Below are 25,990 nucleotides of genomic sequence, written 5' to 3'. Positions count from 1 at the left end.
AAAAATAAATTACAGAATGAAAAAAATGATTAAAATTAGTTCGCTTTTAGTTTTTGCAATGCTTTTGAATAGTTGCGCTTCCGGGTATAAAAAAATAAATCCTGAAACAATAAATTACGCTTCAAAAAGTATTGAAAGCAATATTTTACTAGAATACAAATATGATTTGTTAGGAAAAAAATATAAAAAGAAAGAAACTAAAAATAACATTAAGCTAATTGCAGTTAAGATTACAAATAATACCGAAAAAGAAATAGTTATGGGAAGAGATTTTAAACTTGCTTATGAAAACGGTAATGAAGTTAGTTTAATTGAAACTGAAAAATTATTTAAAACTATCAAACAAAGTCCAGCTTCCTATTTATGGTACTTACTTTTAGCTCCAGTTCAATTACAATCAGGAACTACAACCTCATCAAATGGGTTTTATACTGAAACTAAACCTGCAAACACATTTCCAATAGGATTGATAGCAGGACCAGGATTAGCTGCTGGTAATATGATTGCAGCAAGTTCAGCAAATAAGAATTTTAAAAAGGAATTAATGCAATTTGATCTTAATGGAAAAACAATCAAACAAGGCGAAACTGTTTATGGATTGATAGGTTCAAATTCGAATAGCTATGATTCACTTAAAGTAAAGGTGGAATAACAGTCCTAAAAACAAATAATTTTTTCGTAAATGCTGCGTAAATGTCTCTGACTTTGCGCAGTATTTATGATATAAAACTTCATAAAGAAACTGAATTTCATCAACATTTAAAACTACTGAAGCATTAACAAGAACCGAGAAAAATGAAAAAAATACACTTCAATCACTTGACATTTAAAAACTGGACATCACTTTTAATGTTAATCTCATTAGTTTTTATTCTTATGGGTAGTTTTGAAATTATTCACTTTGAATATAAAAGGACAAATAAAATTTTGGCTTCCATTGGTTTTTTTATCCAAGCAGCCTATTACAGTAAAATGTTTTGGTACAAAAATTATGTTGAATGGAATAAACGAGGAATGAACATCAAAATAAATAGATTAATCAGTAAGTCTATAACATTTAAAAATGTCGCCAAATTGGAATTAGACAACACTAATTTAAAAATCATTCAGAAATCCGGAAGCGACAAAATATTCGAAATCCATAACATTGCTAGTACTGATTTAGAAAAACTCGTGCAAATAATAACACAAAATAGCGGAATCGAAAGCACCGATTTTTCTACAAATTGAAAAATGAAATAAACTACGCTTGCTAACAGCTAGAGCTCCTCGAAATAACTCAGCAAACCGTAAGAATCTAATTTAAGCGTTTGTTTATACTATCTTGGGTTTTCCTCAAAATACCGCTCTTCAATTCGCTTGATGTCTTTAATTGAATTTTTGGCCCAAGCCAAACGCTTTTCTAAAATTTCGTTTTCAGATAAATGCCAATCAATGTTTGAATTACGCAATCGATTCGTGAGGTTCTGAATGATTATCGCCGCCGAAACTGATATATTCAAACTTTCGGTGAAACCTACCATCGGGATTTTAAGAAAGCCATCGGCGCGTTTCAAAATTTCTTCGGATAATCCGTCTCTTTCTGTTCCAAAAAATAAAGCACTCGGTTTTGAAATGTCAAAATCTTCCATCAAACAATCATTCTCATGCGGTGTCGTGGCAATGATTTGGTAGCCTTTGCCTTTTAATGTATCCACACAATTCGTAATACTGTCGAATGTATTGATGTCGACCCATTTTTGGGCACCCATTGCAATTTCCTTGTCGATACTTTTTCCGTAACGCTGTTCGATCACGTTCAATTCCTGAATTCCAAAAATCTCACAACTGCGCATCACCGCGCTCGTATTGTGCATTTGAAAAATATCTTCGACAGCAATGGTAAAATGTTTGGTTCTGTTTTCCAAGACTTTCAGAAACTTTTCTTTTCGGTTATCAGTAAGGATATTTTCAAGAAAATTAAGGTAATTGATATCAATCATTTGGAATTATTTTTTGCAAAAATAGTAAAAAAGACTAGCTTTATACCTTCAAAAGTAGATTGTGAAGATAGCTGTTAGCGTTGTTCAATTGAAACCAAATTATGAATGTTTACCGAATTCGCGTGAGGGATAGAGGCGATATCCTTTTTGGGCTTTTTAGCCAAAAAGATAAAGCCGAAAACCCGACCCTTGTGGTCACGCCCAAACTGATATAAAATGAAAAAACGTTTAGTCGTCTTGACTGGAGCAGGAATCAGTGCCGAAAGTGGCATAAAAACTTTTCGTGACAGTGATGGACTTTGGGAAGGTCACAATGTCAATGATGTTGCCACTCCAGAAGGTTGGCATAAAAACCCTGCTTTGGTGCTTGATTTTTACAATCAAAGACGAAAACAACTCAAAGAAGTAGGACCTAATTTGGGTCATCAGATTCTTGCGGAATTAGAAAATGATTTTGAAGTGTACATAATCACACAAAATGTGGATGATTTACACGAACGTGCCGGAAGTTCAAATGTGTTGCATTTGCATGGCGAATTATTAAAAGTCAGAAGCACTAAAAATCCAAATTACATTCTGGATTGGCAAGACGATTTGAATTTTGGCGATTTTGACGAAAACCAAAATCAATTGCGCCCACATATTGTTTGGTTTGGCGAGGAAGTTCCTGCGCTTGATGAAGCGATAACACTTACTCAAAGTGCGGATTATTTTGCTGTTATCGGGACTTCTTTGCAAGTGTATCCTGCAGCAGGATTAATCGATTTTACGAGTCGGGAAACACCAATTTTTTATATTGACCCAAAACCCATAAAAATCCCGAATCTTCGAAATCCATTGGAATTCATTCCGGAAGTGGCTTCAATTGGTGTTGCTTTTATGAAAGAAAAATTGCTCAATGATTTGCAATAACAGAGACAATAACTATGGCAAAAAATCAATTGTGATTGCAATAAAAATCTAAACTTATACCCCATAACTTATAACTTATAACTATTTTTGTGCCTTTCGAACAAACAACTATACAATGACTACTTTAAACGAATTGAATGCTATATCGCCAATCGACGGAAGATATAGAAACAAGACTATTTCACTGGCTCCATTTTTCTCTGAAGAAGCCTTAATCAAATACCGCGTATTGGTTGAAATTGAATATTTCATTGCTTTGTGCGAAGTGCCTTTGCCACAACTTACAACCGTAAACCCAGATGTATTTGAAAGTTTACGCAACATTTATAAAAACTTCTCTACTGAAGATGCGCTTTGGATCAAAGAAACCGAAAAAGTAACCAACCACGATGTAAAAGCGGTGGAATACTTCATCAAAGATGCTTTTGAAAAATTAGGATTATCAGAATATAAAGAGTTTATCCACTTTGGATTGACATCTCAAGATATTAATAACACGGCGATTCCGCTTTCTACAAAAGAAGCTTTCGAGAAAGTATACATGCCTTCATTGATTACTTTGACTTCAAAATTGAAAGATTTAAGTATCGAATGGAAAGACATTCCAATGCTTGCGCGTACGCACGGACAACCGGCTTCTCCAACGCGTTTGGGTAAAGAAATTGGTGTTTTTGTAGAGCGTTTAGAAGAGCAAATGCGTTTGTTGTTTAATGTACCTTTTGCAGCTAAATTTGGCGGAGCAACCGGAAATTACAACGCGCATCACGTGGCGTATCCACAAATTGACTGGAGAAAATTCGGAGGAAAATTTGTAGAGGAAAACCTTGGTTTACATCACTCCTTCCCTACTACACAAATTGAACATTACGATCATTTCGCTGCATTTTTTGATGCATTAAAAAGAATAAATACCATCATCATTGATTTAGACCGAGATATTTGGACGTACGTTTCAATGGAATATTTCAAACAAAAAATCAAAGCAGGAGAAATCGGTTCATCAGCTATGCCACACAAAGTTAATCCTATTGATTTTGAAAACTCAGAAGGAAATTTAGGAATTGCAAATGCTATTTTCGAACATCTTTCGGCTAAATTACCGTTGTCAAGATTACAACGTGATTTGACGGACAGTACGGTTTTGAGAAATATTGGTGTACCAATCGGACACACATTAATCGCTTTTGAAGCTACTTTGAAAGGATTGAACAAATTGTTATTGAACGAACCAAAATTTCACGAAGATTTAGAAAAAAACTGGGCCGTTGTTGCTGAAGCGATCCAAACCATCTTGCGTCGTGAAGGATATCCTAATCCTTACGAAGCATTAAAAGGATTGACCAGAACCAATGAAGCGATTGATAAAAACGCAATTCATGGTTTCATATCAACCCTAGATGTTTCAGATGAAATCAAAGCAGAGTTGATGCAAATAACTCCTAGCAATTTCTTAGGAATATAGTTTAACAAAATTATTCGATTTTATAAAATCCCGTTGAAAAGAAACACTAAATTCTTTTCAACGGGATTTTTGTTGCTAAAAAAATCATAAAAAGCTGTTTTTAGCATTAATTATACTTTTAAAATTAAAGTTTTTTTATATCTTACCAACATACACAAAAACCAAAAAAACAAGTAAACGCCTATGAATGCCGCAGAAACAGTAGCAAACGCCTCACACCATTTACAACCCTTAATCAGTGATTTAGGATTAATCCTAATGACCGCCGCGGTGGCCGTTTTGTTATTTAAAAAAATCAAACAACCTTTAGTTCTTGGTTATTTAATAGCCGGATTTTTGGCTGGAAACCATTTTGATTTTTTCCCTTCCATAAAAGATATTAAAAGCGTAGAAGTTTGGGCCGAGATTGGAGTAATCTTTTTGTTATTTAGTTTAGGACTGGAATTCAGTTTTAAAAAACTGATGAAAGTGGGCGGAACAGCATCAATTACAGCCATAACACAAATCCTTGCAATGGTTTCCATCGGTTATTTAGTAGGTCAATGGATTGGTTGGAAACCTATGGACAGCATATTTTTAGGAGTAATCCTTTCCATTTCCTCTACTACAATTATCCTAAAAACCTTTGATGAACTCGGAGTAAAAACCCAAAAATTTGCTGGAATCGTTATTGGTTCACTTATTGTCCAAGATTTAGTTGCCATTTTGATGATGGTTTTACTATCAACAATTGCGGTTAGCCAACAGTTTTCAGGAAGTGAATTGCTATTGTCAGTTTTTAAATTAATATTTTTCTTGACCATTTGGTTTGTTGGCGGTATCTTTTTCATCCCAACATTACTTAAAAAAGCAAAAAGTCTTTTGACCGATGAAATGCTGCTAATCATTTCACTGGCTTTGTGTCTAATGATGGTTATTCTTGCTGCTAATGTTGGTTTTTCACCTGCTTTAGGCGCATTCATCATGGGTTCCATCATTGCCGAAACGACTCAGGCAGAACATATTGAACATTTAGTTAAACCTGTAAAAGACCTTTTTGGAGCCGTTTTTTTCGTCTCAGTTGGTATGTTAATTAATCCAGATACGTTATATGAATATGCTCTACCTGTCGCTATTTTGACTTTTGTGGTGATTTTGGGACAGTCCATCAGTTCAACAATTGGTGCTTTACTTTCCGGGCAGCCACTGAAACAATCGGTGCAAACCGGAATGAGTTTATCGCAAATTGGGGAATTCTCTTTTATAATTGCCACGCTGGGAATGACGTTGAATGTAACGAGTGATTTCCTCTATCCTATTGTAGTGGCAGTATCAGCAGTAACAACTTTTACCACGCCTTTTATGGTGAAATTCTCTACTCCGTTTTCTGAATATCTGGAAAAGAAACTGCCTCGGAAATGGATTAAAAAAATTGAACGCTATAGTGCCAACGCACAATCTATAAAACTGGTAAGCAACTGGCAAATCGTGGTACGCGCTTTTCTGACACAAGTAATTATCCATTCCGTTATTATAGTCGCAGTTATTTTACTTTCGTCTAAATTCATTTTACCTTTAGTAAAAGACTCACAATTTGGAAATATAATTGCCGCATTAATTACATTAGTAATACTTTCTCCTTTTTTATGGGCGCTTTCTTTACGCAGAGTTGCAGTGAAAGAAGTAGCTATTTTGCGAGAGGAACGCAAATATCGCGGTCCCATTTTGATGATGATTTTGTTGCGAATGGTTTTAACTCTTTTCTATATTGGATTTTTATTGAATATCTTTTTCTCTCCAATAATTGCATTTATAGCTTTAATTGCGGCTGTTGTCATTTATTTTGTTTTTCCGAAAAAATTAAACGCACAATATCATAAAATAGAAGATCATTTCTTAAAAAACCTTAATGCGCGAGAAATCAAAAAAGCCATTAGAAGCCGAAGCGATTTGACACCGTGGGACGGACACATGACCACTTTTGATATTGCTCCAACATCCAATATTGCCGGAAAAACATTAGAAGAATTACGCATTCGGGAGCAATTAGGTATTAATATCGCCTTCATAAAGCGCGGGGAAATCATGATTAATATCCCCAATAAAAATGAACGTTTATTTCCTGGTGATGAAATTTGTGTCATTGGAACAGACAATCAAGTCAAGGAATTTAAATCGTATTTGCATCAAAATGAAATAGAAATTCCAGAAAAAATTACGGATACCGATATTATTTTGAAACAATTAGAACTTAAGGAAGAAGAATTTATTGGTAAAAATATTCGCGACTCATTATTACGTGAAAAAACAAATGGGTTGATTGTGGGAATTGAAAGAAGTGGAAAACGAATCTTGAATCCAGAATCCAACATGATTTTAGAAAAAAATGATATTCTTTGGGTCGTAGGAAGCAAAAAATTACTAACAACGTTTTTCAAAAATTAAACATTCGATAAATGCGTTAAAAATTAGGCTTGCAAATCAATTTTGTGGAATAATTGCTTCGCAAATATCTATTTAATTAAATCCTGTCAGAATAAAAGTTACGATTTTGTTTTGACAGGATTTTCTGTTTTTAAATAAAAAAGTTTCTAAAAAAAATTATAGCATTAAAATCAACCAATATTTTATATCTTTCAAAATGTTTTTAAATCACATATAACTCTAAAAATCAAACAGATAATACGCTTCAATTAAAAAAAGAAACAGCAAAAATATTTTTCATGTCAAAAAACAAAATCTTAATCCTATTTTCCCATCCGCTTTTTGAGAAATCACATGCGAATAAAGCTTTGGTTGAAAATATTCCCAGTTCAGAAAACATAACTTTTCATGATTTATATGAGGAATATCCCGATTTTGACATTGATGTAAAAAAAGAGCAAGCGTTGTTAAGTCAGCACGATATTATCATTTGGCACCATCCCATGTATTGGTATAGCTGCCCGCCGTTGATGAAACAATGGATTGACATGGTTCTTGAACATAACTGGGCTTATGGCAAAAAAGGGACTATGTTGCAGCATAAAATTATTTTTCAGGTTATTACAACTGGTGGCGACAAAGAAAATTATTGCGAAACAGGCAGTGACAGATACACTGTTCTTGAATTATTAGAACCGTTTAATCAAACGGCAAAAGTTTGTAATATGACGTATTTACCGCCTTTTGTAGTTCATGGCACACACAACATGACTAAGGAAGATTATGAAAAAAACGGATTGGTTTACGGTTATTTTCTGGACTATTTAGAAAATAATGATTTAGATACCGATGAAATTTTGCAATACCATTATTTGAACGAATGGTTTGCTACAATACTAACTTAAGATGGATACCAATTTTTTATTACAGGCAATCATTTATTTAACAGCAGCGGTAATTTGTGTACCAATTGCTAAAAAATTAGGATTGAGTTCCATTTTAGGCTATTTATTAGCCGGAATCGTAATTGGTCCTTATGTACTTGGATTTATTGGTCAAGAAGGTCAGGACATCATGCATTTTGCTGAATTTGGAGTTGTGATGATGCTTTTTTTGATAGGCTTAGAACTGGAACCCAGCAAGTTTTGGAAAATGCGGAAATTCATTCTTGGGATGGGTTCAGCACAATTAGTAGGAACAACGCTCATACTCTTTTTGGGATGCCTATTTTTTATGGACTGGAAATGGGAAACTACATTGGCTATTTCATTGGCATTGGCATTATCCTCTACAGCTATTGTTTTACAAACTTTGAAGGAGAAAGGATTGTCAAACACCTCTGTTGGACGTTCTTCATTTGCGGTTTTACTTTTTCAGGATATTGCGGTAATCCCAATTTTAGCTTTTTTACCGCTTCTGTCAACAGTAAATCTGGAGACGACAAATGATGCGCCACAATCCTTAATTACGGAATTTCCAAGCTGGTTACAAACATTAATTGTACTCGGAATCATATCTACAATCTATTTTGCAGGTCGTTATGTATTTGTACCCATATTGCACATCATTGCAAAAACAAGGTTACAAGAATTATTTACAGCATCAGCATTATTACTGGTTGTAGGCGTTTCTTATGCTATGCAATTAGTTGGTTTAAGCCCAGCACTTGGAGCTTTTATGGCAGGAGTGGTATTGGCTAACTCCGAATTTCGTCATGAATTGGAAGGTGATATTGCACCATTCAAAGGGTTGCTCTTGGGATTGTTTTTCCTTGGCGTAGGCGCTTCGATAAATTTCCAATTAATTATTGAAAATCCACTTTTTATTTTTGCTTTTGGAGCCATCCTGACTCTTGTAAAATTTGGAGTTTTATTCGTAATTAGCAGATTTCATAAAAAAAACATCGATCAAAATTTATTGTTTGCTTTTGGCTTAAGCCAAGCGGGAGAATTTGGCTTTGTAATTATGAGTTTTTGTATGCAATTGAATATTGTCCCTAACATGTTAGCTAATCAAATAATGGCAGTAATCGCAATGAGTATGGTGGCAACTCCTTTTTTACTGTTGATAAATGAGCGATTAATTTATCCGAATTCAAGGTATAAAGAAAAAACAACCGAAACAATAAAGGATAATGATTTCATAGATGAAGACAACCCAGTTATTATTGCTGGTTTTGGTCATTTTGGAAGTACAGTTGGACGTTTGTTACGAGCCAATAAAGTGAAAGCAACCATTTTGGATTATGATTCTGATCGAATTGATTTATTACGAAAAATGGGTTTCAAAGTGTATTATGGTGATGCAACACGATTGGAATTATTGAAAGCCGCAGGTTGCGAGAATGCTAAAATTTTCATTGCTGCCATAGATAATCCTACAGTGAATTTACAAGTGATTGAAACTTTGAAAAAGCATTTCCCAAATTTAAAAATACTAACTCGTGCCCGAAATAGAAACGATGCGTATGAATTAATCGATCATAAAGTGCAACATATATATCGGGAAACATTGTATAGCGCGGTAAATATGGGCGTTGATGCATTGGTAGAATTAGGTCACAGAAAATATTCGGCTACCAGACAAGGTCAGCAGTTTATAAAATACGATGAAATTACTACCCGCAAATTAGCCGAAAAACGTCATGATAAAATGGCGTATATGATTACAATCAAAGAAGAAATTGAATTACAAGAACAGCTTTTAAAAACTGATATCTATTCGCAAGTTGCGGCAACGAACCACAGTTGGGACAGCGAACATTTGAAAAACAACTTAGCTGACACTACTGAATAACGATTTTCAGATACAAGAAAAAGGCATAATTAAAACCGATAACGGAATTAATTATGCCTTTTTTATTGTTTTAAAAAACTAAAAACTATCTTGAATAGTTTGGAGCTTCTTTCGTAATCGTAACATTATGAGGGTGACTTTCATTGATTCCGCTGGCGGTTATGCGAACAAAACGACCGGTTTCCTGCAACGTTGGAACATCTTTTGAACCACAATATCCCATTCCGGCACGAAGACCACCAATGAATTGTTGCATACTTTCGTTCAATTCTCCTTTGTAAGGAACACGCCCTACAATTCCTTCCGGAACTAGTTTTTTCACATCATCTTCAACATCTTGGAAATAACGGTCTTTTGAACCTTCCTGCATCGCTTCAACAGAACCCATTCCGCGGTAGGATTTGAATTTTCTTCCTTCAAAAATGATAGTTTCACCTGGAGACTCCATTGTTCCTGCTAATAATGAACCTAGCATCACACAGTCAGCACCGGCAGCAATTGCTTTCGGGATATCACCCGTGTAGCGAATTCCACCATCTGCGATAACTGGAACTCCAGTTCCTTTAATCGCCGCAGCCACTTCAAGAACAGCAGAAAACTGAGGAAAACCGACACCTGCAACAATACGAGTAGTACAAATAGAACCTGGACCAATTCCTACTTTCACACCATCTGCTCCATTTTCAACTAAAAACTTAGCTGCTTCAGGAGTTGCAATATTACCTACGATAACATCTATGTGTGGAAATTTACTTTTTACTTCTTTCAACACATTCACAACACCTTGCGTATGCCCGTGAGCGGTATCAATAATAATGGCATCAACACCGGCGTTCACTAATGCTTCTGCTCTTTGAACTGCGTCACCTGTTACACCAATCGCTGCAGCAACGCGCAAACGACCATAAACATCTTTATTAGCAATTGGTTTTTGGGTTAATTTAGTGATGTCTCTAAAGGTAATCAAACCCACTAATTTGTATGCTGCGTTTACAACCGGTAATTTTTCGATTTTATGACCTTGCAAAACTACTTCTGCTTGTTCCAGAGAAGTACCTTCAGCAACAGTAACCAAGTTTTCGGTAGTCATTACCTCAACAATAGGTCTTGAACTATTTTTTTCGAAACGTAAATCTCTATTGGTAACGATTCCTTTTAATATTTGATTTTCATCTACAATTGGAATACCTCCAATACCAAATTCTTTCATGGCGTTTTTGGCATCGGCAACTGTTGAAGTCAAAGGCAAAGTAACCGGATCGATAATCATTCCGGATTCTGCACGTTTCACTTTTCTAACTTTCGCAGCTTGTTGCTCGATAGTCATATTTTTATGCAAAACACCTATTCCTCCTTCTTGAGCCATCGCAATTGCCATAGCACTTTCGGTTACGGTATCCATAGCAGCAGATACAATAGGAACATTTAGCGTTATATTTCTTGAAAATTTAGATTGAATACTCACTTCGCGAGGAAGCACATTTGAGTAGTTGGGAACTAATAGAACATCATCGTAAGTTAATCCTTCACCGATAATCTTAGAGTTGTGTGCGATCATTGCAATTGTAGTTGGAGTTTAATTGCGTGCAAATATAGATAATTTTAAGCAAAAAATCGCTATCATTTTCTAATAAATAATTAAATTGCAGTTCAAAGTCAATTCTTTGGTTCTAAATTGCCCCTTACTTTCCAACCCAGAAAATCCGTTTAATTTATTTGCTATGACAGAAACTCAACAAGAATTAAAAGGACTTTCAAATGAGGCCGTTTTACTTTCGAGAACGAAAAATGGTTCAAACTCTATAGTGAATCAGGAAAAAAATCAGTTCTTGAAATCCCTTTTCGAAATGGTAAAAGAACCAATGTTTCTCCTGTTACTCACCGCAACCAGTATTTATTTTATTACCGGTGATTACGGAAACGGAATTTTCATGGTTGTAGCAATTGTGTTGGTTTCCACCATTTCATTATATCAGGAATCCAAAAGCAGAACGGCAATTGAAGCATTAAAGAAACTATCCCAACCCAAAAGCAAAGTCATTCGCAATGGAGAAATTACCGAAATTCCAAGCGAGGAAATTGTTGTTGGCGACCTCATCAAAACAGAAGAAGGAACCTTTATTCCTGCCGATGGCGTTATTCTTCAATCCAATGATTTTTCCGTTAATGAATCTATTCTTACCGGGGAATCTATGGCTGTTTTTAAAAATGAAACTGCCGAAAATAACACCGTATTTCTTGGAACCATTGTAACTGGTGGTTTGGCAATTTGCGAAGTAACCGCTATTGGCAACAAAACCCAATTAGGTAAAATAGGAAAAAGTCTGGAGGCAATCGTTGAAGAAAAAACCCCTTTGCAAATCCAAATGGGGAATTTTGTCAAAAAAATGTCTCTTGTTGGCTTGGTGATTTTTGTTTTTGTATGGGTTATCAATTATTACAATTCATATAATGTTTTAGACAGTCTGCTTAAAGCGCTTACTTTGGCTATGAGCATCATTCCTGAGGAAATTCCGGTAGCATTCACCACCTTTATGGCACTAGGCTCCTGGCGTTTAATGAAAATGGGAATTATCGTTAAACAGACAAAAACGGTCGAAACCTTAGGGAGCGCAAACGTAATTTGTACGGATAAAACGGGAACAATCACAGAAAACAAGATGAGTCTGGCGCAATGGTACACGTTATCTGATGATACTATAAAAGGAAGTAACAGTGATGAAACTAATAATAATAATAATAATAATGAACATGATATAGAATTACTGAGTCTCGCCATGTGGGCAAGCGAACCCATTCCGTTTGACGCGATGGAAATTGCATTGCACGAAGCGTATTCGAAGTTGGAAATCACAGATGAACGTCCTGATTTTAAATTGATTCATGAATATCCATTAGATGGAAAACCACCGATGATGACTCATGTTTTCATAAATAAAAATGGAACGAGATATATTGCTGCCAAAGGGGCTCCCGAAGCATTGATCGCCACTTCAAACGTGTCCGACAAAGAAAAACAACAAATTCTATCCGCAATGACCAAAATGGCTTTGCAAGGATATCGCGTATTGGGTGTTGGTTTAGCTGAATTTTCAGGTACTGATTATCCTAAAAAGCAACAGGAATTCTCCTTTGTCTTTAAAGGACTAGTGGCGTTTTACGATCCTCCAAAAGCGAATATAAAAGCAGTATTCGAAACTTTTTATAAAGCGGGAATTCAAGTCAAAATAGTTACGGGCGATAATGCAGAAACAACCGCTACAATTGCCAAACAAATTGGCTTTAGAAATGCGGATAAAACGCTAAATGGAGACGAATTAATGGCCATGGACGATGCTACACTTCGAGAAAAAGTAATGGAAACATCTATTTTTACAAGAATGTTTCCCGAAGCCAAACTCAAAATTATAAAAGCACTCAAAGACAATAATCAAATTGTAGCCATGACGGGTGACGGTGTCAATGACGGACCAGCTTTGAAATCAGCGCATATTGGAATTGCCATGGGAAAAAAGGGAACCGAAATTGCCAAGGAAGCCGCCAATCTTATTCTAATTGACGATGATTTTTCTAAAATGATTGATGCCATTGCCATGGGCAGAAAAATATACAACAATCTAAAAAAAGCCATCCAATATATCATTTCCATCCATATCCCAATCATTATGATTGTCTTTATTCCATTGGCATTGGGTTGGATTTACCCCAATATTTTTTCCCCGGTTCATGTCATCTTTCTGGAGATTATCATGGGACCAACCTGCTCTATAATTTATGAAAATGAACCTATGGAACGCAATTTAATGCTGTTACAACCCAGACCTTTTACCAATACTTTTTTTAAGCTTAAAGAAGTTATCATCAGTATTATTCAGGGACTTGTCATTACTGCGGGACTTTTGTTTGTCTATCAATATTGTGTAGCTACAGGTTGTTCCGAAAGCGCAACGAGAACAGTAGTTTTTCTAACATTAATTTCGTCTAACATTTTTCTGACGCTGACGAATCGTTCTTTTTATTACTCGATATTTACAACATTAAAATACAAAAATAATTTGGTATTGATGATCATTAGCGTAACCATTCTGATTACAGCTTTGTTATTATTTGTACCATTATTTGCTGCTTTTTTCCAGTTCGAAAGGGTTTCGGGATTCCAAATAGGATTAAGTATTTTAGTGGGTCTTGTTTCGGTGCTTTGGATCGAAATTTACAAAGGATTTAAACGAAGAAAAGTCCAATTTTAATCAGAAATTTACTTTTTACTATTCTTAAAAATAACATTCAGTCCAAGTTGAAAAGAAAGACTATTTGCCTTGGTAACATCGCTATATTCTAAAAGATTATCGGCAAGAACATAGAAATTCACAGGTCCAAAATGACTGGACAATCCCAATCCTATGTTCTTATATGAATACGAATCTAGCGTGTACGTGGCTTTCATTTGCAAAGCCTTGAATATTTTTCTTCGGTAATACGTGGTAAATGCTACTAATGGTGTTCGTGGTGTAGAAATCACAAATAACTGGGCGCCAACCGCACTTTTATATGTCGTTTCCGGATCATAATTAAGACAATTACAATCTTCTGGTCTTTCTTCATCAAAGGAATACTGAACCGAAGTATTGAACTTTGAGGGACGCCAAGTCGTATAATCCGCATATAACGTGTCTAAAGGAATAGCATCTTTAAATTCTTGATATCCACCTCCTGCTGAATTACCAGAACTGAAATTTGGAACCACACCTTCGTATTTATACGTTCCTTTAAAAGTTAAACTTTCCACTTCTTTGTTGTGTTTGATGAAACCTACGTCAATAACACTAGCGGTAACTTGTATGTTTTTCTTTGGATAATAGGTAAAACCGGCATCAAATCCCAAACCTAAATTACCTCCTAGAAGCGCTCTTTTGGTAATATCTTTAGTTAGATTTGGCTCATAATCTTCATCATCATATGGTGCAATTCCAGATGTATTCAGCTGTAATTGTGAATAAATCATCTGTTCATAAACTCCTGTTTCTGAAGGAATCGTATAAATGTAACCGGAGTTATTAGTAGAATTAGCGTTATAAATACTGGAGTAAATTTTGCCACGTACTCCTAAAATGAGTTTTTCGTTAATGTTTTTATGAAATCCAAGGTGGAATACGGATAGCATTTCTGCTTTTGCACTCAAATCGCCCAAATTAAAAACTTTACCTAAATAGTCTCTGTTTCCATCCAAAGCTAAAACGGCAATATCTTTAGGAACATAACTCAGCATATCAAATTCCTGGTACATTCCAAACGAAATATAGGAATCACTTTCCTCTCCTGCTATTTTAAAACCTCCGTTAAAAATTTCTATTTGTTCGTTGATTGCTACTTTATCTTTTCGGGTGGTAGAAAACACTGCATTGCGTAATTTTACATTAAAATCTACTCCATTATCCGCAAATAAATCATAGGCCGAAAACCCACTCGAACCTACATTTGCAGAAATCCCAGACAATAAAGGAACTCCGGCATACCAATCGTACTTGAAATCCGCACCTGGATTAGTCATCAAAGATTGCGGCACTGAAGTGAAATTATATAAAATTTGTTTGTTTTGTGAAAAGCAATTTATTGCCAGAAATAGAACAAAAATCAAGATTACTTTTCTCATTCTACTACTAAATAAGCGGTTACACCAGAACGCAATTTCAAATTACCTGAACTAGTCTCCGTCAATGGAGCACCCGGAAGCATCCTCAATGTGAAAGCAATTCTAACAGTTTGTTTTAATAAGTCAAGTTGTGTGTTTTCGAATATCTCCGTTCTGGTCACTTTATTCTCTAAGCCTGTGTATTCCGGAACATTAAAATTTGTAGTATGAACGACTTGGTTATTTCTATCTAAAAATACTAAATCAACCACGTAAGCTCTAGCTATGGTATTTTCCATTTCAAGGAAAAAATCCACTTTTTTTAAACTTTTCCTGAAAAAACTATCATTGAATACATCCACCGTTGGGGCATCAAATATCACATTTTGTTCGACTCCACCAGTCACAAATTCATTTGCAGGAATATCAAAATAGGCTAAATTAGCGATAAAAACAGGCTCCAACTTTATATCGTTTACCTGATCGTAGTCTAAATCACTTGCGCATGAAAAAGATAATAACAGCACCAGTAATAGACTGATAACTCTATTTAAACCAAGTATTTTCATGATTTTAATTTATATGGTAGTTTTCGGGAATCTATATTCAACGCATCATTACTGCACTTATTATTTATAAAGTAAAGAGTTCAGTAATAATTTGTCTATTTTTTTCTAATGAAACTCACCAAACAACTTAGAAGCTTCATTATAAGCACTTTCAAAACTCATTGGACTCATGTTTGTGAATTCCTTTTGTGCTGTAAAATAAGACAATAATTTCTCCGTAGGCATATTGCCCGTTAAATCATCAGTCGCCATTGGGCAGCCACCAAAACCTTGAATAGCACCATCGTAACGACGGCAACCTGCTTTGTAAGCAGCGTCAATTTTCTCAAACCATTTATCAGGCGTCGTATGAAGGTGCGCACCAAATTCAATTTCAGGATATTTTGGAATCAAATTCGAAAACAAATACGAGATTACATCTGGAGTAGAACTTCCCACTGTATCCGAAAGTGAAAGGATTTTCACTCCCATAACGGCCAGTTTTTGAGTCCATTCGCCAACAATTTCAACATTCCAAGGATCACCGTAAGGATTACCAAAACCCATTGATAAATATGCAACCACTTCTTTATTGCTTCTATCGGCAATCTCCAGAATTTCCTGTAAGGTGATTAATGATTCGGCTATGGTTTTGTGTGTATTTCTCATTTGGAAATTCTCAGAAATCGAAAATGGGAAACCTAAATAACGTATTTCAGGATGAACTGCTGCTAAAGTTGCTCCTTGCGTATTTGCAATAATCGCTAAGAGTTTGCTACGGGTTTGGGATAAATCAAGTCGTGCCAAAACTTCGGCTGTATCTTGCATTTGCGGAATTGCTTTGGGAGAAACAAAACTTCCAAAATCAATACTGTCAAAACCTACCCGCAATAACGATTGAATATAAGCCACTTTCTTCTCCGTAGGAATAAAGGGTTTGATGCCTTGCATGGCATCGCGTGGACATTCTATAATTTTTATTGGCTCCATAGGAAGCCAAAGATAGAAAAACAATTAAGAATTTTAAATTCTGATTTCAAATTTTCGAAAATTGATAAAGACTAGAATTTACAACTGCTTAAAAGCTACAATCTTTCTAAAATTTTCTTATTTATGGCTTTCACCAAAGCTGGTCCTTCGTAAATAAAACCTGTGTATAACTGAATTAAACTTGCTCCGGCATCTAATTTTTCTATTGCGTCTTCAGCAGAATGAATTCCTCCTACTCCAATAATTGGAAAGGCTTTATTACTTTTTTGCGATAAAAACCGAATCACTTCTGTAGATCGTTTTGTTAATGGTTTTCCAGACAAACCACCCATTTCTGTTTTGTTTTCGGATTGCAATCCTTCACGAGAAATCGTAGTATTAGTAGCAATAACTCCGGCAATTTTGGTTTCTTTTACAATATCAATAATATCCAGCAATTGCTCATCTGTTAAATCTGGAGCGATTTTCAACAAAATTGGCTTTTGTTTTGGCTTAGCCAAATTCTTATTTTGGAGCGTTTGCAATAATTGTGTCAACGGTTCTTTATCTTGTAACGCTCGAAGATTTGGCGTATTTGGAGAACTTACATTCACCACAAAATAATCAACATAATCATATAAAGCGTCAAAACATATTTCATAATCAGAAGTCGCTTCTTCGTTTGGTGTCAACTTATTTTTTCCAATGTTCCCACCAATCAAAACGTCTTTATTTCCTTTTAATCGTTCTACCGCTTCTTGAACTCCGCCGTTGTTAAATCCCATTCTATTGATGATGGCGCTGTCTTCTTTTAAACGAAACAATCGATTTTTAGGATTTCCTTCCTGACCTTTTGGAGTCAAAGTTCCTATTTCGATAAAACCAAAACCAAAATTTGACAATTCCTTATACAATTTTGCATCTTTATCAAAACCTGCTGCAAGTCCTACCGGATTTTTAAACTTTAATCCAAAAACTTCGGTTTCTAATCTGGCATCATTTACTTCATAAAGCGATTTAAAAAGAGCTGTAAATCCGGGGATTTTAGACAAAAAGCGAATCAGTGAAAAAGTAAAATAATGCACTTTTTCAGGATCAAACCAAAAAAGTATTGGGCGTAAGAGTAATTTGTACATGGTTGTGTTGTTGTGTTGTGCAAAAATAGAATTATCTATCCGATAAATAAATATTTGGAAAATAATTTATAAAATCATTTTGAATAATAAAAAGCGGATGTAAACATATCTTATTTGGCTGTGGCCAAATAAGAAAAAGTCAAAGAAGAAACTTTTTTTTATATAGTTCACGGTTAAAGTCATAACTAGGGCGAAAATGACTTAATTTAGCCAAGGAATCCTTTTTTAACACATTCCATATTTTAAATTAAATATTTAGTCCCATGAAATTGAAAATTACAACAACGCTTTTTTTATTTTTTATAGTTCAAATCTTTTTTGCGCAAGAAGTAAAAAATGACACTATAAAAGTTGCTACAAAAACTACAGTTACTACAGTGACAACTACAAATGATACGATTAATGTTGCTGCAACTCCAGGTATTGTAAATCCTAAATTGAAAGAGGAAGCAAAATCTTTAAATAGCCAACTCAAATCGGAGAAAAAAGCGTTGAAAGAAGCTAAAAAAAAAGAAAAAGAGCAAAAAAACTTTGAAAAAGAAAAAAATAAGTTCGAAAAACAGCAAAGTAAAGTTGCCTCAGGCGAAAAATCAGTCCGAAAAATAAAAGATAAATTAGCGGATAGAGAAAAAAACTTAATTCGAAATAAAGAAAAGTTCGAGACCAAAAAATCGAAAGGGCGATTAAATTCTACTCAAATTGAGAAAGAAAATATTAAAATCAGTAAGCAACAAATCAAAATCAACAAATTGGAAGAAGATCTTGAGAAAGCTGAAAAAAAATTAAATAAAGCTAGAGACTAAATTTAAACCACCTTCGGGTGGTTTTTTTATGACTATCTATTCCGTTGCAAATTAGAATCCAATACTTCTATATTTCAAAATTACATTAAACAAAATTTAGTCTTCAATTTACTTCAAAATCCTCCTAAAAAAAAGATTATATTTGCCTAAAACAAAGAAAAATGCAACATATCATAGACCGTTTCATCAGTTATGTAGTTATTGATACAGAATCTGACGCCAATTCAGAAACTACACCAAGCACAAAAAAACAATGGGATTTAGCTAATAAACTAGTTGAAGAATTGAAAACTATTGGAATGCAAGATGTTTCAATAGATGACAAATCGTATATTATGGCAACTTTGCCCAGCAATGTAGCGCATGAAGTTCCTACAATTGGGTTTATTTCCCACTTTGATACCTCTCCGGATTTTTGTGGTGCGAATGTAAAACCGCAAATAGTCCCGAATTATGATGGTAAAGACATTGTATTGAATGCGGATAAAAACATTATCCTTTCCCCTAATTATTTCAAAGATTTATTGCTTTACAAAGGGCAAACTCTAATCACTACAGACGGAACAACCTTATTAGGTGCCGATGACAAAGCAGGAATCACGGAGATTGTTACCGCTATGGAATTCCTTATCAATAATCCTGAAATCAAACACGGAAAAATCAGAATTGGTTTTACACCTGACGAAGAAATTGGTCGTGGCGCGCATCATTTTGACGTAGAGAAATTTGGAGCGGATTGGGCCTATACAATGGACGGAAGCCAAGTAGGAGAATTAGAATACGAAAATTTTAATGCGGCTGGAGCCAAAATAACTTTCAAAGGAAAAAGCGTTCATCCTGGTTATGCCAAAGGTAAAATGATCAATTCGATGTTGATTGCAAATAATTTTCTCAATGAATTGCCTTCTGGAGAAACTCCCGAAGAAACTAAAGGTTACGAAGGTTTTTTTCACGTGCATCACCTAACAGGAAGTATCGAAGAAACTGTTTTGGAACTTATTATTCGCGATCATAACAAGAATAAGTTTGAAAAACGAAAAGAACTAATTGAAAAAATAACAAAAAAAATCAATAAGAAATTTGCAAAACAATTTGGCGAAGATATCGTTACCGCCGAAATAAAAGATCAATATTACAATATGAAAGAAAAGGTTTTGCCTGTAAAACATATTGTGGATATTGCTGAAAAAGCAATGAAAGAGATTGGAATCAAACCACTAATAAAACCTATTCGTGGTGGAACTGACGGTTCTCAATTGTCGTACAAAGGTTTGCCTTGCCCAAATATTTTTGCAGGTGGTCATAATTTTCACGGAAAATATGAATATGTTCCCGCTGAAAGCATGCAAAAAGCAGTTGAAGTTATTGTAAAAATAGCCGAATTGACAGCGCTGGAAGTAGCTACTAAAAAATAATATATTGGAATCCTCAAAAGCTACTCATACTTGGGATAAAAACAACAGTTGGTCAGAAGAATTAGAATTTCTAAAATCAATAATTATTAAAACTGGACTGGTGGAAACTACCAAATGGGGCGGAATCGTTTATGTCCTCAATGGCAAAAATGTAATAGGAATTGGTGGATTCAAAAATTACTTTACTATTTGGTTTTTTAACGGTGCTCTACTGGAAGACAAAAAACAGTTGTTAGTGAATGCTCAAGAAGGCGTTACCAAAGCATTGCGGCAGTGGCGTTTTACATCAAAAGAAGAAGTCAATGAAGCTGATGTACTGAATTATATAAAGGAAGCGATTGAAAATGAAAAGCAAGGAAAAACGATTAAGCCTGAAAAGAAAACGCCAATTTTATCCGAGTTTTTCCAAAAAGAATTAAATGCTAATCCAGAATTAGCAGTGGCTTTTCAGAAATTTTCAGCGTACAAGCAATATGAATTCTTGGAATATATTGAAAGTGCAAAACAAGAAGAAACCAAGCGTTCCCGGATTGAAAAAATTATCCCAATGATACTCAATAGCATTGGTCTTAATGATAAATACCGATAATATCAAATCCCATTCCTGAAATTTCAGGAATGGGATTTTTTTATTTAAAAAAATCAAACTTAGCAATGATTTACTTTACTAATCGATGCTAAAATTAATCTCTAATTTCTGCTTATATTCTTTAGTTGGCTTACTTCGTTGTCCTTTATTCGTACAAATTTAGATTCAAATAAAGAAAAGCTTAACATTAGACAATTGATTAAATCACTATATTTACTTACAATAACATAACAATTTATTAAAACTAGAAAAAATATTGGTTTTAATAAAGCAAAAACTGACACTAAAAACACAAACTATGATACAAAAAAAAGAAGAGGATGCAACACAACCGTCTCCGGAAAAAACTGAAGTTGTAAAACCAACCCGAACCAGAAAACCAAAAATTATTAACCCTGAAGTGGTACCTGCCGAAATTATCGAACCTGAAAATGAAACTGTAATCACTGAAATTATTGAAGAAACGATAACAATTTCTACTGAAAGCAACGATGATACTACTGCAGAACTAAGTAAAAAGGATAGTAAAAAAGACACTAAAAAGAAGATAAAAATGAAAGATAAAGACAAGAAAAAGGCTAAAAAAGCTGACGCAAAAGAGAAAGCAAAGCAAAAAGCGAAAGCAAAAGCCAAAAAGGCAAAAAAAGCGAAAAAGGACAAAGCGAAGAAAGCAAAAGTAAAAGCGAAGATCAAAGCTAAAAAAGCCAAAGCAAAATCTAAAAAAGCAAAGAAGAATAAAAAGAATAAAAAATAATAATATTCTTTTTTAGGCAAAAAAAAAGTCTCAATCCGAATATTTTCGGTTGAGACTTTTTTTAATTTATAAAATGAAAATTATTTTTTGTTCAAAATAGCACTCATTTCCATAGAAATCGCAGAACGCTCCATTTTCAATTTTCCTGACATCGTTTCTACAACAACAGTTGTATCTGCAAGCTCAGAAACTTTTCCGTGAAGTCCACTTTTGGTGATGATTTTATCACCTACTTTTAGCGTACTTTCAAATTCCTTTTCTTGTTTTGCTTTTTTCTGTTGCGGTCTGATCATAAAGAAATAGATCACCACAAACATTAATATAAACGGTGCAAATTGAGTTAATTGTTCCATAATTTTGATTCTCTTTTTATTTGTTAATTATTACATTAGACCACGACCGGCTTTTATAATTCTTTTGCTGGCTTGTAGTTCTTTTACTAAATTGTCTAAAATTCCGTTGATAAAAATACTACTTTTTGGTGTAGAATATTCTTTGGCAACCTCTAAATATTCGTTAAGCGTAACTTTTACAGGAATAGAAGGGAATTTCAAGAATTCACAAATTGCCATTTTCAGGATAATAGTGTCAATCTCGGCAATCCTCTCACTGTCCCAGTTAGGCGTTTTATCTACATATTCTTTTGCTAATTCTGATTCGTTAAGCACTGTTTTTCTAAACAAATCTTTCACAAAATCTTTGTCTTCATTGTCCTTATACAACTTTGGAACTCGGAAATTATCATCTTCACCATTCTTAATTGCTTTCAATTGCTTGATAATATGCGTATTCACTAAAGGAATGTCATCAACCCAAGTCAATTTATCATCTTCCAGATAATCATACAATTTCTCGTTTGGAACAATAACTTCCATGAATAAATCAACAATAAACTGTCGGTCTTCCTCAAACGTGTTCACAGCATTACTCATGTATTGCGCATACAAGGGACTCGCCTTGATATCATTCAAAAGCAATAAAATATAATCGTCGTTTAAAGTCCAATTATTGATTTTACGGTTTTCCAGAGCAATACTTAATGAATTATTTTCGGAAAGAATTTGAAAAATCCTGTTTTTGATGAATTTTTCGTTGGGCTTGCGTTCCTCAGGAGTGGCAAGATGTTTCAAACTTGATTTATGCAAAAAGATAGTTTCTGTTTTGCAAATTTCAATCAGCGAAGAAAGCATTATAAGGTATAAATCTTGAATATTGTCGATACTGTAAAAAAGGAATTTTTCTTCTTTTTCCAAATTATCTGAACCGCTTTGATGCATCGCATAAATGGACTGCATGACTTTAACGCGAATGTGTCTTCTATTTACCACCTTGTAAGAACTTTTATTAATTAGGGTGCAAAAATAAGTATTTCATTTTTTAAAATAAAATATATAATCGCTTATTTTATTGTAATCAATCAACAGTACTCAGTGAATGCTACTAAAACATCCACTGAATACTGATGATTGAGCACTGAAAACTACTTTTTACTGTTCTCTATTTTTCTTTGATTGATTCTATTTTGGGCAATAGTCAAAGCAGCGTGATGTGTTGTCATGTTGTTTGCAATAGCAAAATCAAAAATCTCTAATGTTGTGTTATAAATATTTTCTGTTTTACGCATGATTTCTGCTTTGTCATAATGCGCTAATTCAGCGTAAACATTGATGATCCCACCTGCATTAATCAAGAAATCCGGAGCATATAAAATCCCTCTTTCCTGTAAAATTGCGCCGTGAACATTCTCATCAGCTAATTGATTATTGGCAGCTCCGGCGATTACTTTTGCTTTAATTTTATAAACTGTATTGTCATTTAAAGTTGCTCCCATGGCGCAAGGCGCGTAGATATCAACATCGGCGCTGTACAAATCGTCTCCTCTGAAAATTTCTGCATGGTACTTCGCTCCTACTTCAGTTAATTTTTCTTCATTGATATCAGCAATAGTAACGATTGCTCCTTCTTTGGTCAAATAATCAACTAAAGTTTCACCAACGTGACCAATACCTTGAACCAATACTTTCTTCCCACTCAAAACATCAGAACCAAATTGTTGTTTTGCAGCCGCTTTCATTCCTAAATATACTCCGTAAGCCGTAACTGGTGATGGATTTCCAGAACCACCTCTTGATTCAGAAATTCCGGTAACATAAGGGGTCACATCTCTTACGATATCCATATCTGCGGTTTCCATTCCTACATCTTCGGCAGTAATATATCTTCCGCTTAAACCGTGTACAAATTCACCAAACTTGCGCATCAACTCAGGCGATTTTTGCGTTTTGGCATCGCCAATGATCACTGCTTTACCTCCACCAATATTCAATCCTGTAATAGCTGCTTTATAAGTCATACCGCGAGAAAGACGCAATACATCGTTTAATGCTTCCCATTCATTGGCATAATTATACATTCGTGTACCACCCAAAGCAGGTCCCATAACCGAATTATGAATACCAATAATTGCTTTTAAACCTGTATCTTTGTCGTTGCAAAATACAATTTGTTCGTGATCATCAAATGATAATTGACCAAAAACGGGATCCATTTTTTGAAGTTCCTTTCCAGTTGTGAAAGCTGCATTCATAGTGTAAGTTTTTATAGTGATAAATTACGAATTCGTCAAAAAGACATTTCAAATTTACATAAAATATAAATATGTATCAACGTTTTGTCTAAAATTTGTTAATTCATCAATTAAAGTAATCGAAAATTTATCGGTAAAAATAGTAAAAACAAATTTTTAACTTAGAAATAAAATCATTTCAACACAGAATATCATAAAAAATGAAAGAATTACGTTATTTAAATAAATACTTCGTCAAATACAAATACAGTTTCTTACTGGGAATTATTTTTACCATTATTGCACAGATATTTATGCTTTTCACTCCCAAACTGATCAGCAAATCTTTCAAAGTAATTGAGGCTTTCGCCAAAGATAAAACCGTAGCTAAATCAGTCATTCATGAAGAATTAATTTCGAATATTCTACTGATTATCGCCACCACAATCATTGCTGGTTTTCTTACTTTTTTGATGAGACAAACCTTAATTGTCATGTCTCGACACATTGAATTTGATTTAAAAAACGAAGTTTTCCGTCAATATGAGAATCTTTCGCAAAACTTCTACAAGCAAAATCGTACTGGAGATTTAATGAACCGTATCAGTGAAGACGTTTCAAAAGTAAGAATGTATGTAGGGCCGGCAGTTATGTACACCATAAATACAGTTATTCGTTTTGCAATCGTAATTGTGTATATGTATAATGTATCACCAATATTAACTTTATACACATTGCTTCCTTTACCGATTTTGTCGTACGCAATTTTCAAGTTAAGTTCCGAAATCAATGTTAGAAGCACGATTTTCCAACAATATTTATCTAAAGTTTCCAGTTTTTCGCAAGAAATATTTTCGGGAATCCGTGTGATAAAAGCGTATTCTCTGGAAGGCCAGCATCAAAACAACATGGTGAATTTAGCCAATGAAAGCAAAAGCAAAAGCTTAAATTTAGCCAAAGTACAATCCTTATTTGGTCCTTTAATGTTAGCGCTTATCGGTATCAGTAACTTGGTAGTAATTTATTTTGGAGGTTTAATGTACATCGATGGAACCATCAAAAGCATTGGAACAATTGCTGAATTTATTTTATATGTCAACATGCTGACTTGGCCTGTGGCTTCACTTGGCTGGGTTTCTTCAATGGTTCAAGAAGCAGAAGCGTCTCAAAAAAGGTTAAATGAATTCCTTAAAATTGAACCGGAGATAAAAAATAAAAACGAAAATAAATCAATAATCGAAGGTTCCATCTCTTTCGATAATGTAAGCTATACTTACGAAGATACCAATATCCAAGCATTACAAAACATTTCTTTCACCGTAAAAAAAGGAGAAACCTTAGCTATTCTAGGAAAAACAGGCTCTGGAAAATCTACCATTTTATCTTTAATTTCTCGTATGTATGATGTTACGGAAGGGAAAATAACCATTGACGGAAGCGAAATAAGTAACGTCAATCTATTCGATTTGCGCAACAGTATTGGGATTGTTCCACAGGATGCCTTTTTGTTTTCAGATAGTATCAAAAACAATATTATGTTCGGTAAGGAAAATGCAACTGATGAAGAAGTAAAATCTGCTGCCAAAAGTGCTGTGGTGCATGATAATATTATGGGCTTTAATAAACAATACGAAACGGTTCTGGGCGAAAGAGGAATAACGCTTTCCGGCGGTCAAAAACAAAGAGTTTCTATTGCCAGAGCCATTATTAAGAATCCTCCTATTTTGCTTTTTGACGATTGCTTATCGGCAGTAGATACCGAAACGGAGGAAGCAATATTGAATAACCTACACGAAATTTGCAAAGACAAAACAACCATAATTGTAAGTCACCGTGTATCGTCAGCTAAAAATGCTGATAGAATTATTATTATCGAAAAAGGACAAATCATTCAACAAGGTTCTCATAATCAATTGATAAATCAAGAAGGCTATTATGCGGCTTTGTATTTGAAACAACTTTCAGAAAAAGAAATGCTATAATTGTTGTATAATACATATTTTTTATAGATTTTTGGATACTAGTT

At 34.4% G+C, this 25,990-nt stretch carries 22 protein-coding genes; 13 read left to right on the top strand and 9 right to left on the bottom strand.

Annotation, left to right across the window (positions count from 1 at the left end):
• The first annotated feature begins 16 nt into the window (after nucleotides 1–16).
• Together IWX80_RS08180 and IWX80_RS08175 are read left to right on the top strand one after the other, a co-directional pair.
• Nucleotides 17–652: a hypothetical protein gene (locus IWX80_RS08180; protein WP_196853007.1), complete on the top strand. Its 636-nt coding sequence runs from the start codon at nucleotides 17–19 to the stop codon at nucleotides 650–652.
• 143 nt (nucleotides 653–795) lie between these two features.
• Nucleotides 796–1,230, top strand: coding sequence for a hypothetical protein (locus IWX80_RS08175; protein ID WP_196853006.1), 435 nt, complete (start codon nucleotides 796–798; stop codon nucleotides 1,228–1,230).
• 89 nt (nucleotides 1,231–1,319) lie between these two features.
• Here IWX80_RS08175 and IWX80_RS08170 read toward each other — a convergent pair whose 3' ends face one another.
• The gene (locus IWX80_RS08170) at nucleotides 1,320–1,982 is read right to left on the bottom strand and encodes a TrmH family RNA methyltransferase (protein ID WP_196853005.1); all 663 of its coding nucleotides are present in this window, start codon (nucleotides 1,980–1,982) and stop codon (nucleotides 1,320–1,322) included.
• A 216-nt stretch (nucleotides 1,983–2,198) separates the two neighbouring features.
• On the opposite strand from IWX80_RS08170, the gene IWX80_RS08165 reads away from it, so the two are divergent.
• The 5 genes from IWX80_RS08165 (at nucleotide 2,199) to IWX80_RS08145 (ending at nucleotide 9,555) form a co-directional block, all read left to right on the top strand.
• On the top strand, nucleotides 2,199–2,894 hold the full coding sequence (locus IWX80_RS08165) for an SIR2 family NAD-dependent protein deacylase (RefSeq protein ID WP_196853004.1): 696 nt from the start codon (nucleotides 2,199–2,201) through the stop codon (nucleotides 2,892–2,894).
• A 115-nt stretch (nucleotides 2,895–3,009) separates the two neighbouring features.
• Nucleotides 3,010–4,356 (top strand): adenylosuccinate lyase, encoded by a 1,347-nt coding sequence (purB, locus tag IWX80_RS08160; RefSeq protein WP_196853003.1) that lies wholly within the window; start codon nucleotides 3,010–3,012, stop codon nucleotides 4,354–4,356.
• A 183-nt stretch (nucleotides 4,357–4,539) separates the two neighbouring features.
• Complete coding sequence (locus tag IWX80_RS08155; protein ID WP_196853002.1) at nucleotides 4,540–6,780, top strand: cation:proton antiporter domain-containing protein; 2,241 nt, start codon at nucleotides 4,540–4,542, stop codon at nucleotides 6,778–6,780.
• Between the two features lie 278 nt (nucleotides 6,781–7,058).
• Nucleotides 7,059–7,664 carry an NAD(P)H-dependent oxidoreductase gene (locus IWX80_RS08150; protein ID WP_196853001.1) on the top strand — a complete coding sequence of 202 codons (606 nt, stop codon included), beginning with the start codon at nucleotides 7,059–7,061 and terminating at the stop codon, nucleotides 7,662–7,664.
• A gap of 1 nt (nucleotide 7,665) precedes the next feature.
• The gene (locus IWX80_RS08145) at nucleotides 7,666–9,555 is read left to right on the top strand and encodes a monovalent cation:proton antiporter-2 (CPA2) family protein (RefSeq protein ID WP_196853000.1); all 1,890 of its coding nucleotides are present in this window, start codon (nucleotides 7,666–7,668) and stop codon (nucleotides 9,553–9,555) included.
• Nucleotides 9,556–9,640: 85 nt separating this feature from the next.
• Here the strand turns inward: IWX80_RS08145 and guaB are convergent, their stop codons facing one another.
• Entirely contained in the window at nucleotides 9,641–11,113 is a 1,473-nt protein-coding gene (guaB, locus tag IWX80_RS08140) for an IMP dehydrogenase (protein WP_196852999.1), read from the bottom strand.
• 163 nt (nucleotides 11,114–11,276) lie between these two features.
• Between guaB and IWX80_RS08135 the strand changes: the two genes are divergently transcribed.
• Nucleotides 11,277–13,802 (top strand): cation-translocating P-type ATPase, encoded by a 2,526-nt coding sequence (locus tag IWX80_RS08135; protein WP_196852998.1) that lies wholly within the window; start codon nucleotides 11,277–11,279, stop codon nucleotides 13,800–13,802.
• An 8-nt stretch (nucleotides 13,803–13,810) separates the two neighbouring features.
• Here the strand turns inward: IWX80_RS08135 and IWX80_RS08130 are convergent, their stop codons facing one another.
• The 4 genes from IWX80_RS08130 to IWX80_RS08115 all read right to left on the bottom strand — a co-directional run bounded on the left by IWX80_RS08130 (nucleotide 13,811) and on the right by IWX80_RS08115 (nucleotide 17,837).
• Nucleotides 13,811–15,205 (bottom strand): DUF5723 family protein, encoded by a 1,395-nt coding sequence (locus IWX80_RS08130; protein ID WP_196852997.1) that lies wholly within the window; start codon nucleotides 15,203–15,205, stop codon nucleotides 13,811–13,813.
• Complete coding sequence (locus IWX80_RS08125; RefSeq protein WP_196852996.1) at nucleotides 15,202–15,753, bottom strand: hypothetical protein; 552 nt, start codon at nucleotides 15,751–15,753, stop codon at nucleotides 15,202–15,204. Before IWX80_RS08125 ends, IWX80_RS08130 begins: the two co-directional genes overlap by 4 nt.
• Nucleotides 15,754–15,858: 105 nt before the next feature.
• The gene (locus IWX80_RS08120; RefSeq protein WP_196853283.1) at nucleotides 15,859–16,722 is read right to left on the bottom strand and encodes a hydroxymethylglutaryl-CoA lyase; all 864 of its coding nucleotides are present in this window, start codon (nucleotides 16,720–16,722) and stop codon (nucleotides 15,859–15,861) included.
• A gap of 95 nt (nucleotides 16,723–16,817) precedes the next feature.
• The gene (locus IWX80_RS08115) at nucleotides 16,818–17,837 is read right to left on the bottom strand and encodes a quinone-dependent dihydroorotate dehydrogenase (protein ID WP_196852995.1); all 1,020 of its coding nucleotides are present in this window, start codon (nucleotides 17,835–17,837) and stop codon (nucleotides 16,818–16,820) included.
• A 263-nt stretch (nucleotides 17,838–18,100) separates the two neighbouring features.
• On the opposite strand from IWX80_RS08115, the gene IWX80_RS08110 reads away from it, so the two are divergent.
• From IWX80_RS08110 to IWX80_RS08095, 4 genes are all read left to right on the top strand, one after another.
• On the top strand, nucleotides 18,101–18,640 hold the full coding sequence (locus IWX80_RS08110; RefSeq protein WP_196852994.1) for a hypothetical protein: 540 nt from the start codon (nucleotides 18,101–18,103) through the stop codon (nucleotides 18,638–18,640).
• Between the two features lie 161 nt (nucleotides 18,641–18,801).
• Nucleotides 18,802–20,055 (top strand): peptidase T, encoded by a 1,254-nt coding sequence (gene pepT / locus IWX80_RS08105; RefSeq protein WP_196852993.1) that lies wholly within the window; start codon nucleotides 18,802–18,804, stop codon nucleotides 20,053–20,055.
• Nucleotides 20,056–20,059: 4 nt separating this feature from the next.
• Nucleotides 20,060–20,644, top strand: a complete 585-nt coding sequence (locus IWX80_RS08100) for a YdeI/OmpD-associated family protein (RefSeq protein ID WP_196852992.1) — start codon at nucleotides 20,060–20,062, stop codon at nucleotides 20,642–20,644.
• Nucleotides 20,645–20,942: 298 nt separating this feature from the next.
• On the top strand, nucleotides 20,943–21,398 hold the full coding sequence (locus tag IWX80_RS08095; protein ID WP_196852991.1) for a hypothetical protein: 456 nt from the start codon (nucleotides 20,943–20,945) through the stop codon (nucleotides 21,396–21,398).
• Nucleotides 21,399–21,478: 80 nt separating this feature from the next.
• On the opposite strand, the gene yajC is transcribed toward IWX80_RS08095, so the two are convergent.
• The 3 genes from yajC to IWX80_RS08080 all read right to left on the bottom strand — a co-directional run bounded on the left by yajC (nucleotide 21,479) and on the right by IWX80_RS08080 (nucleotide 23,985).
• On the bottom strand, nucleotides 21,479–21,751 hold the full coding sequence (yajC, locus tag IWX80_RS08090) for a preprotein translocase subunit YajC (RefSeq protein ID WP_113634394.1): 273 nt from the start codon (nucleotides 21,749–21,751) through the stop codon (nucleotides 21,479–21,481).
• Nucleotides 21,752–21,781: 30 nt separating this feature from the next.
• On the bottom strand, nucleotides 21,782–22,693 hold the full coding sequence (gene nusB, locus IWX80_RS08085; RefSeq protein WP_196853282.1) for a transcription antitermination factor NusB: 912 nt from the start codon (nucleotides 22,691–22,693) through the stop codon (nucleotides 21,782–21,784).
• Nucleotides 22,694–22,878: 185 nt separating this feature from the next.
• Nucleotides 22,879–23,985, bottom strand: a complete 1,107-nt coding sequence (locus IWX80_RS08080) for a Glu/Leu/Phe/Val family dehydrogenase (protein ID WP_196852990.1) — start codon at nucleotides 23,983–23,985, stop codon at nucleotides 22,879–22,881.
• A gap of 200 nt (nucleotides 23,986–24,185) precedes the next feature.
• Here IWX80_RS08080 and IWX80_RS08075 point away from each other — a divergent pair, with 200 nt between their 5' ends.
• Entirely contained in the window at nucleotides 24,186–25,946 is a 1,761-nt protein-coding gene (locus IWX80_RS08075) for an ABC transporter ATP-binding protein (RefSeq protein WP_196852989.1), read from the top strand.
• The last annotated feature ends 44 nt before the right edge of the window (nucleotides 25,947–25,990 follow it).

This window comes from Flavobacterium sp. CAN_S2 (genome assembly GCF_015752255.1).
Taxonomy (GTDB): Bacteria; Bacteroidota; Bacteroidia; order Flavobacteriales; family Flavobacteriaceae; genus Flavobacterium.
Note: the sequence above shows the minus strand (reverse complement) of the source record. Positions and strands in the feature narration are given on the sequence as shown.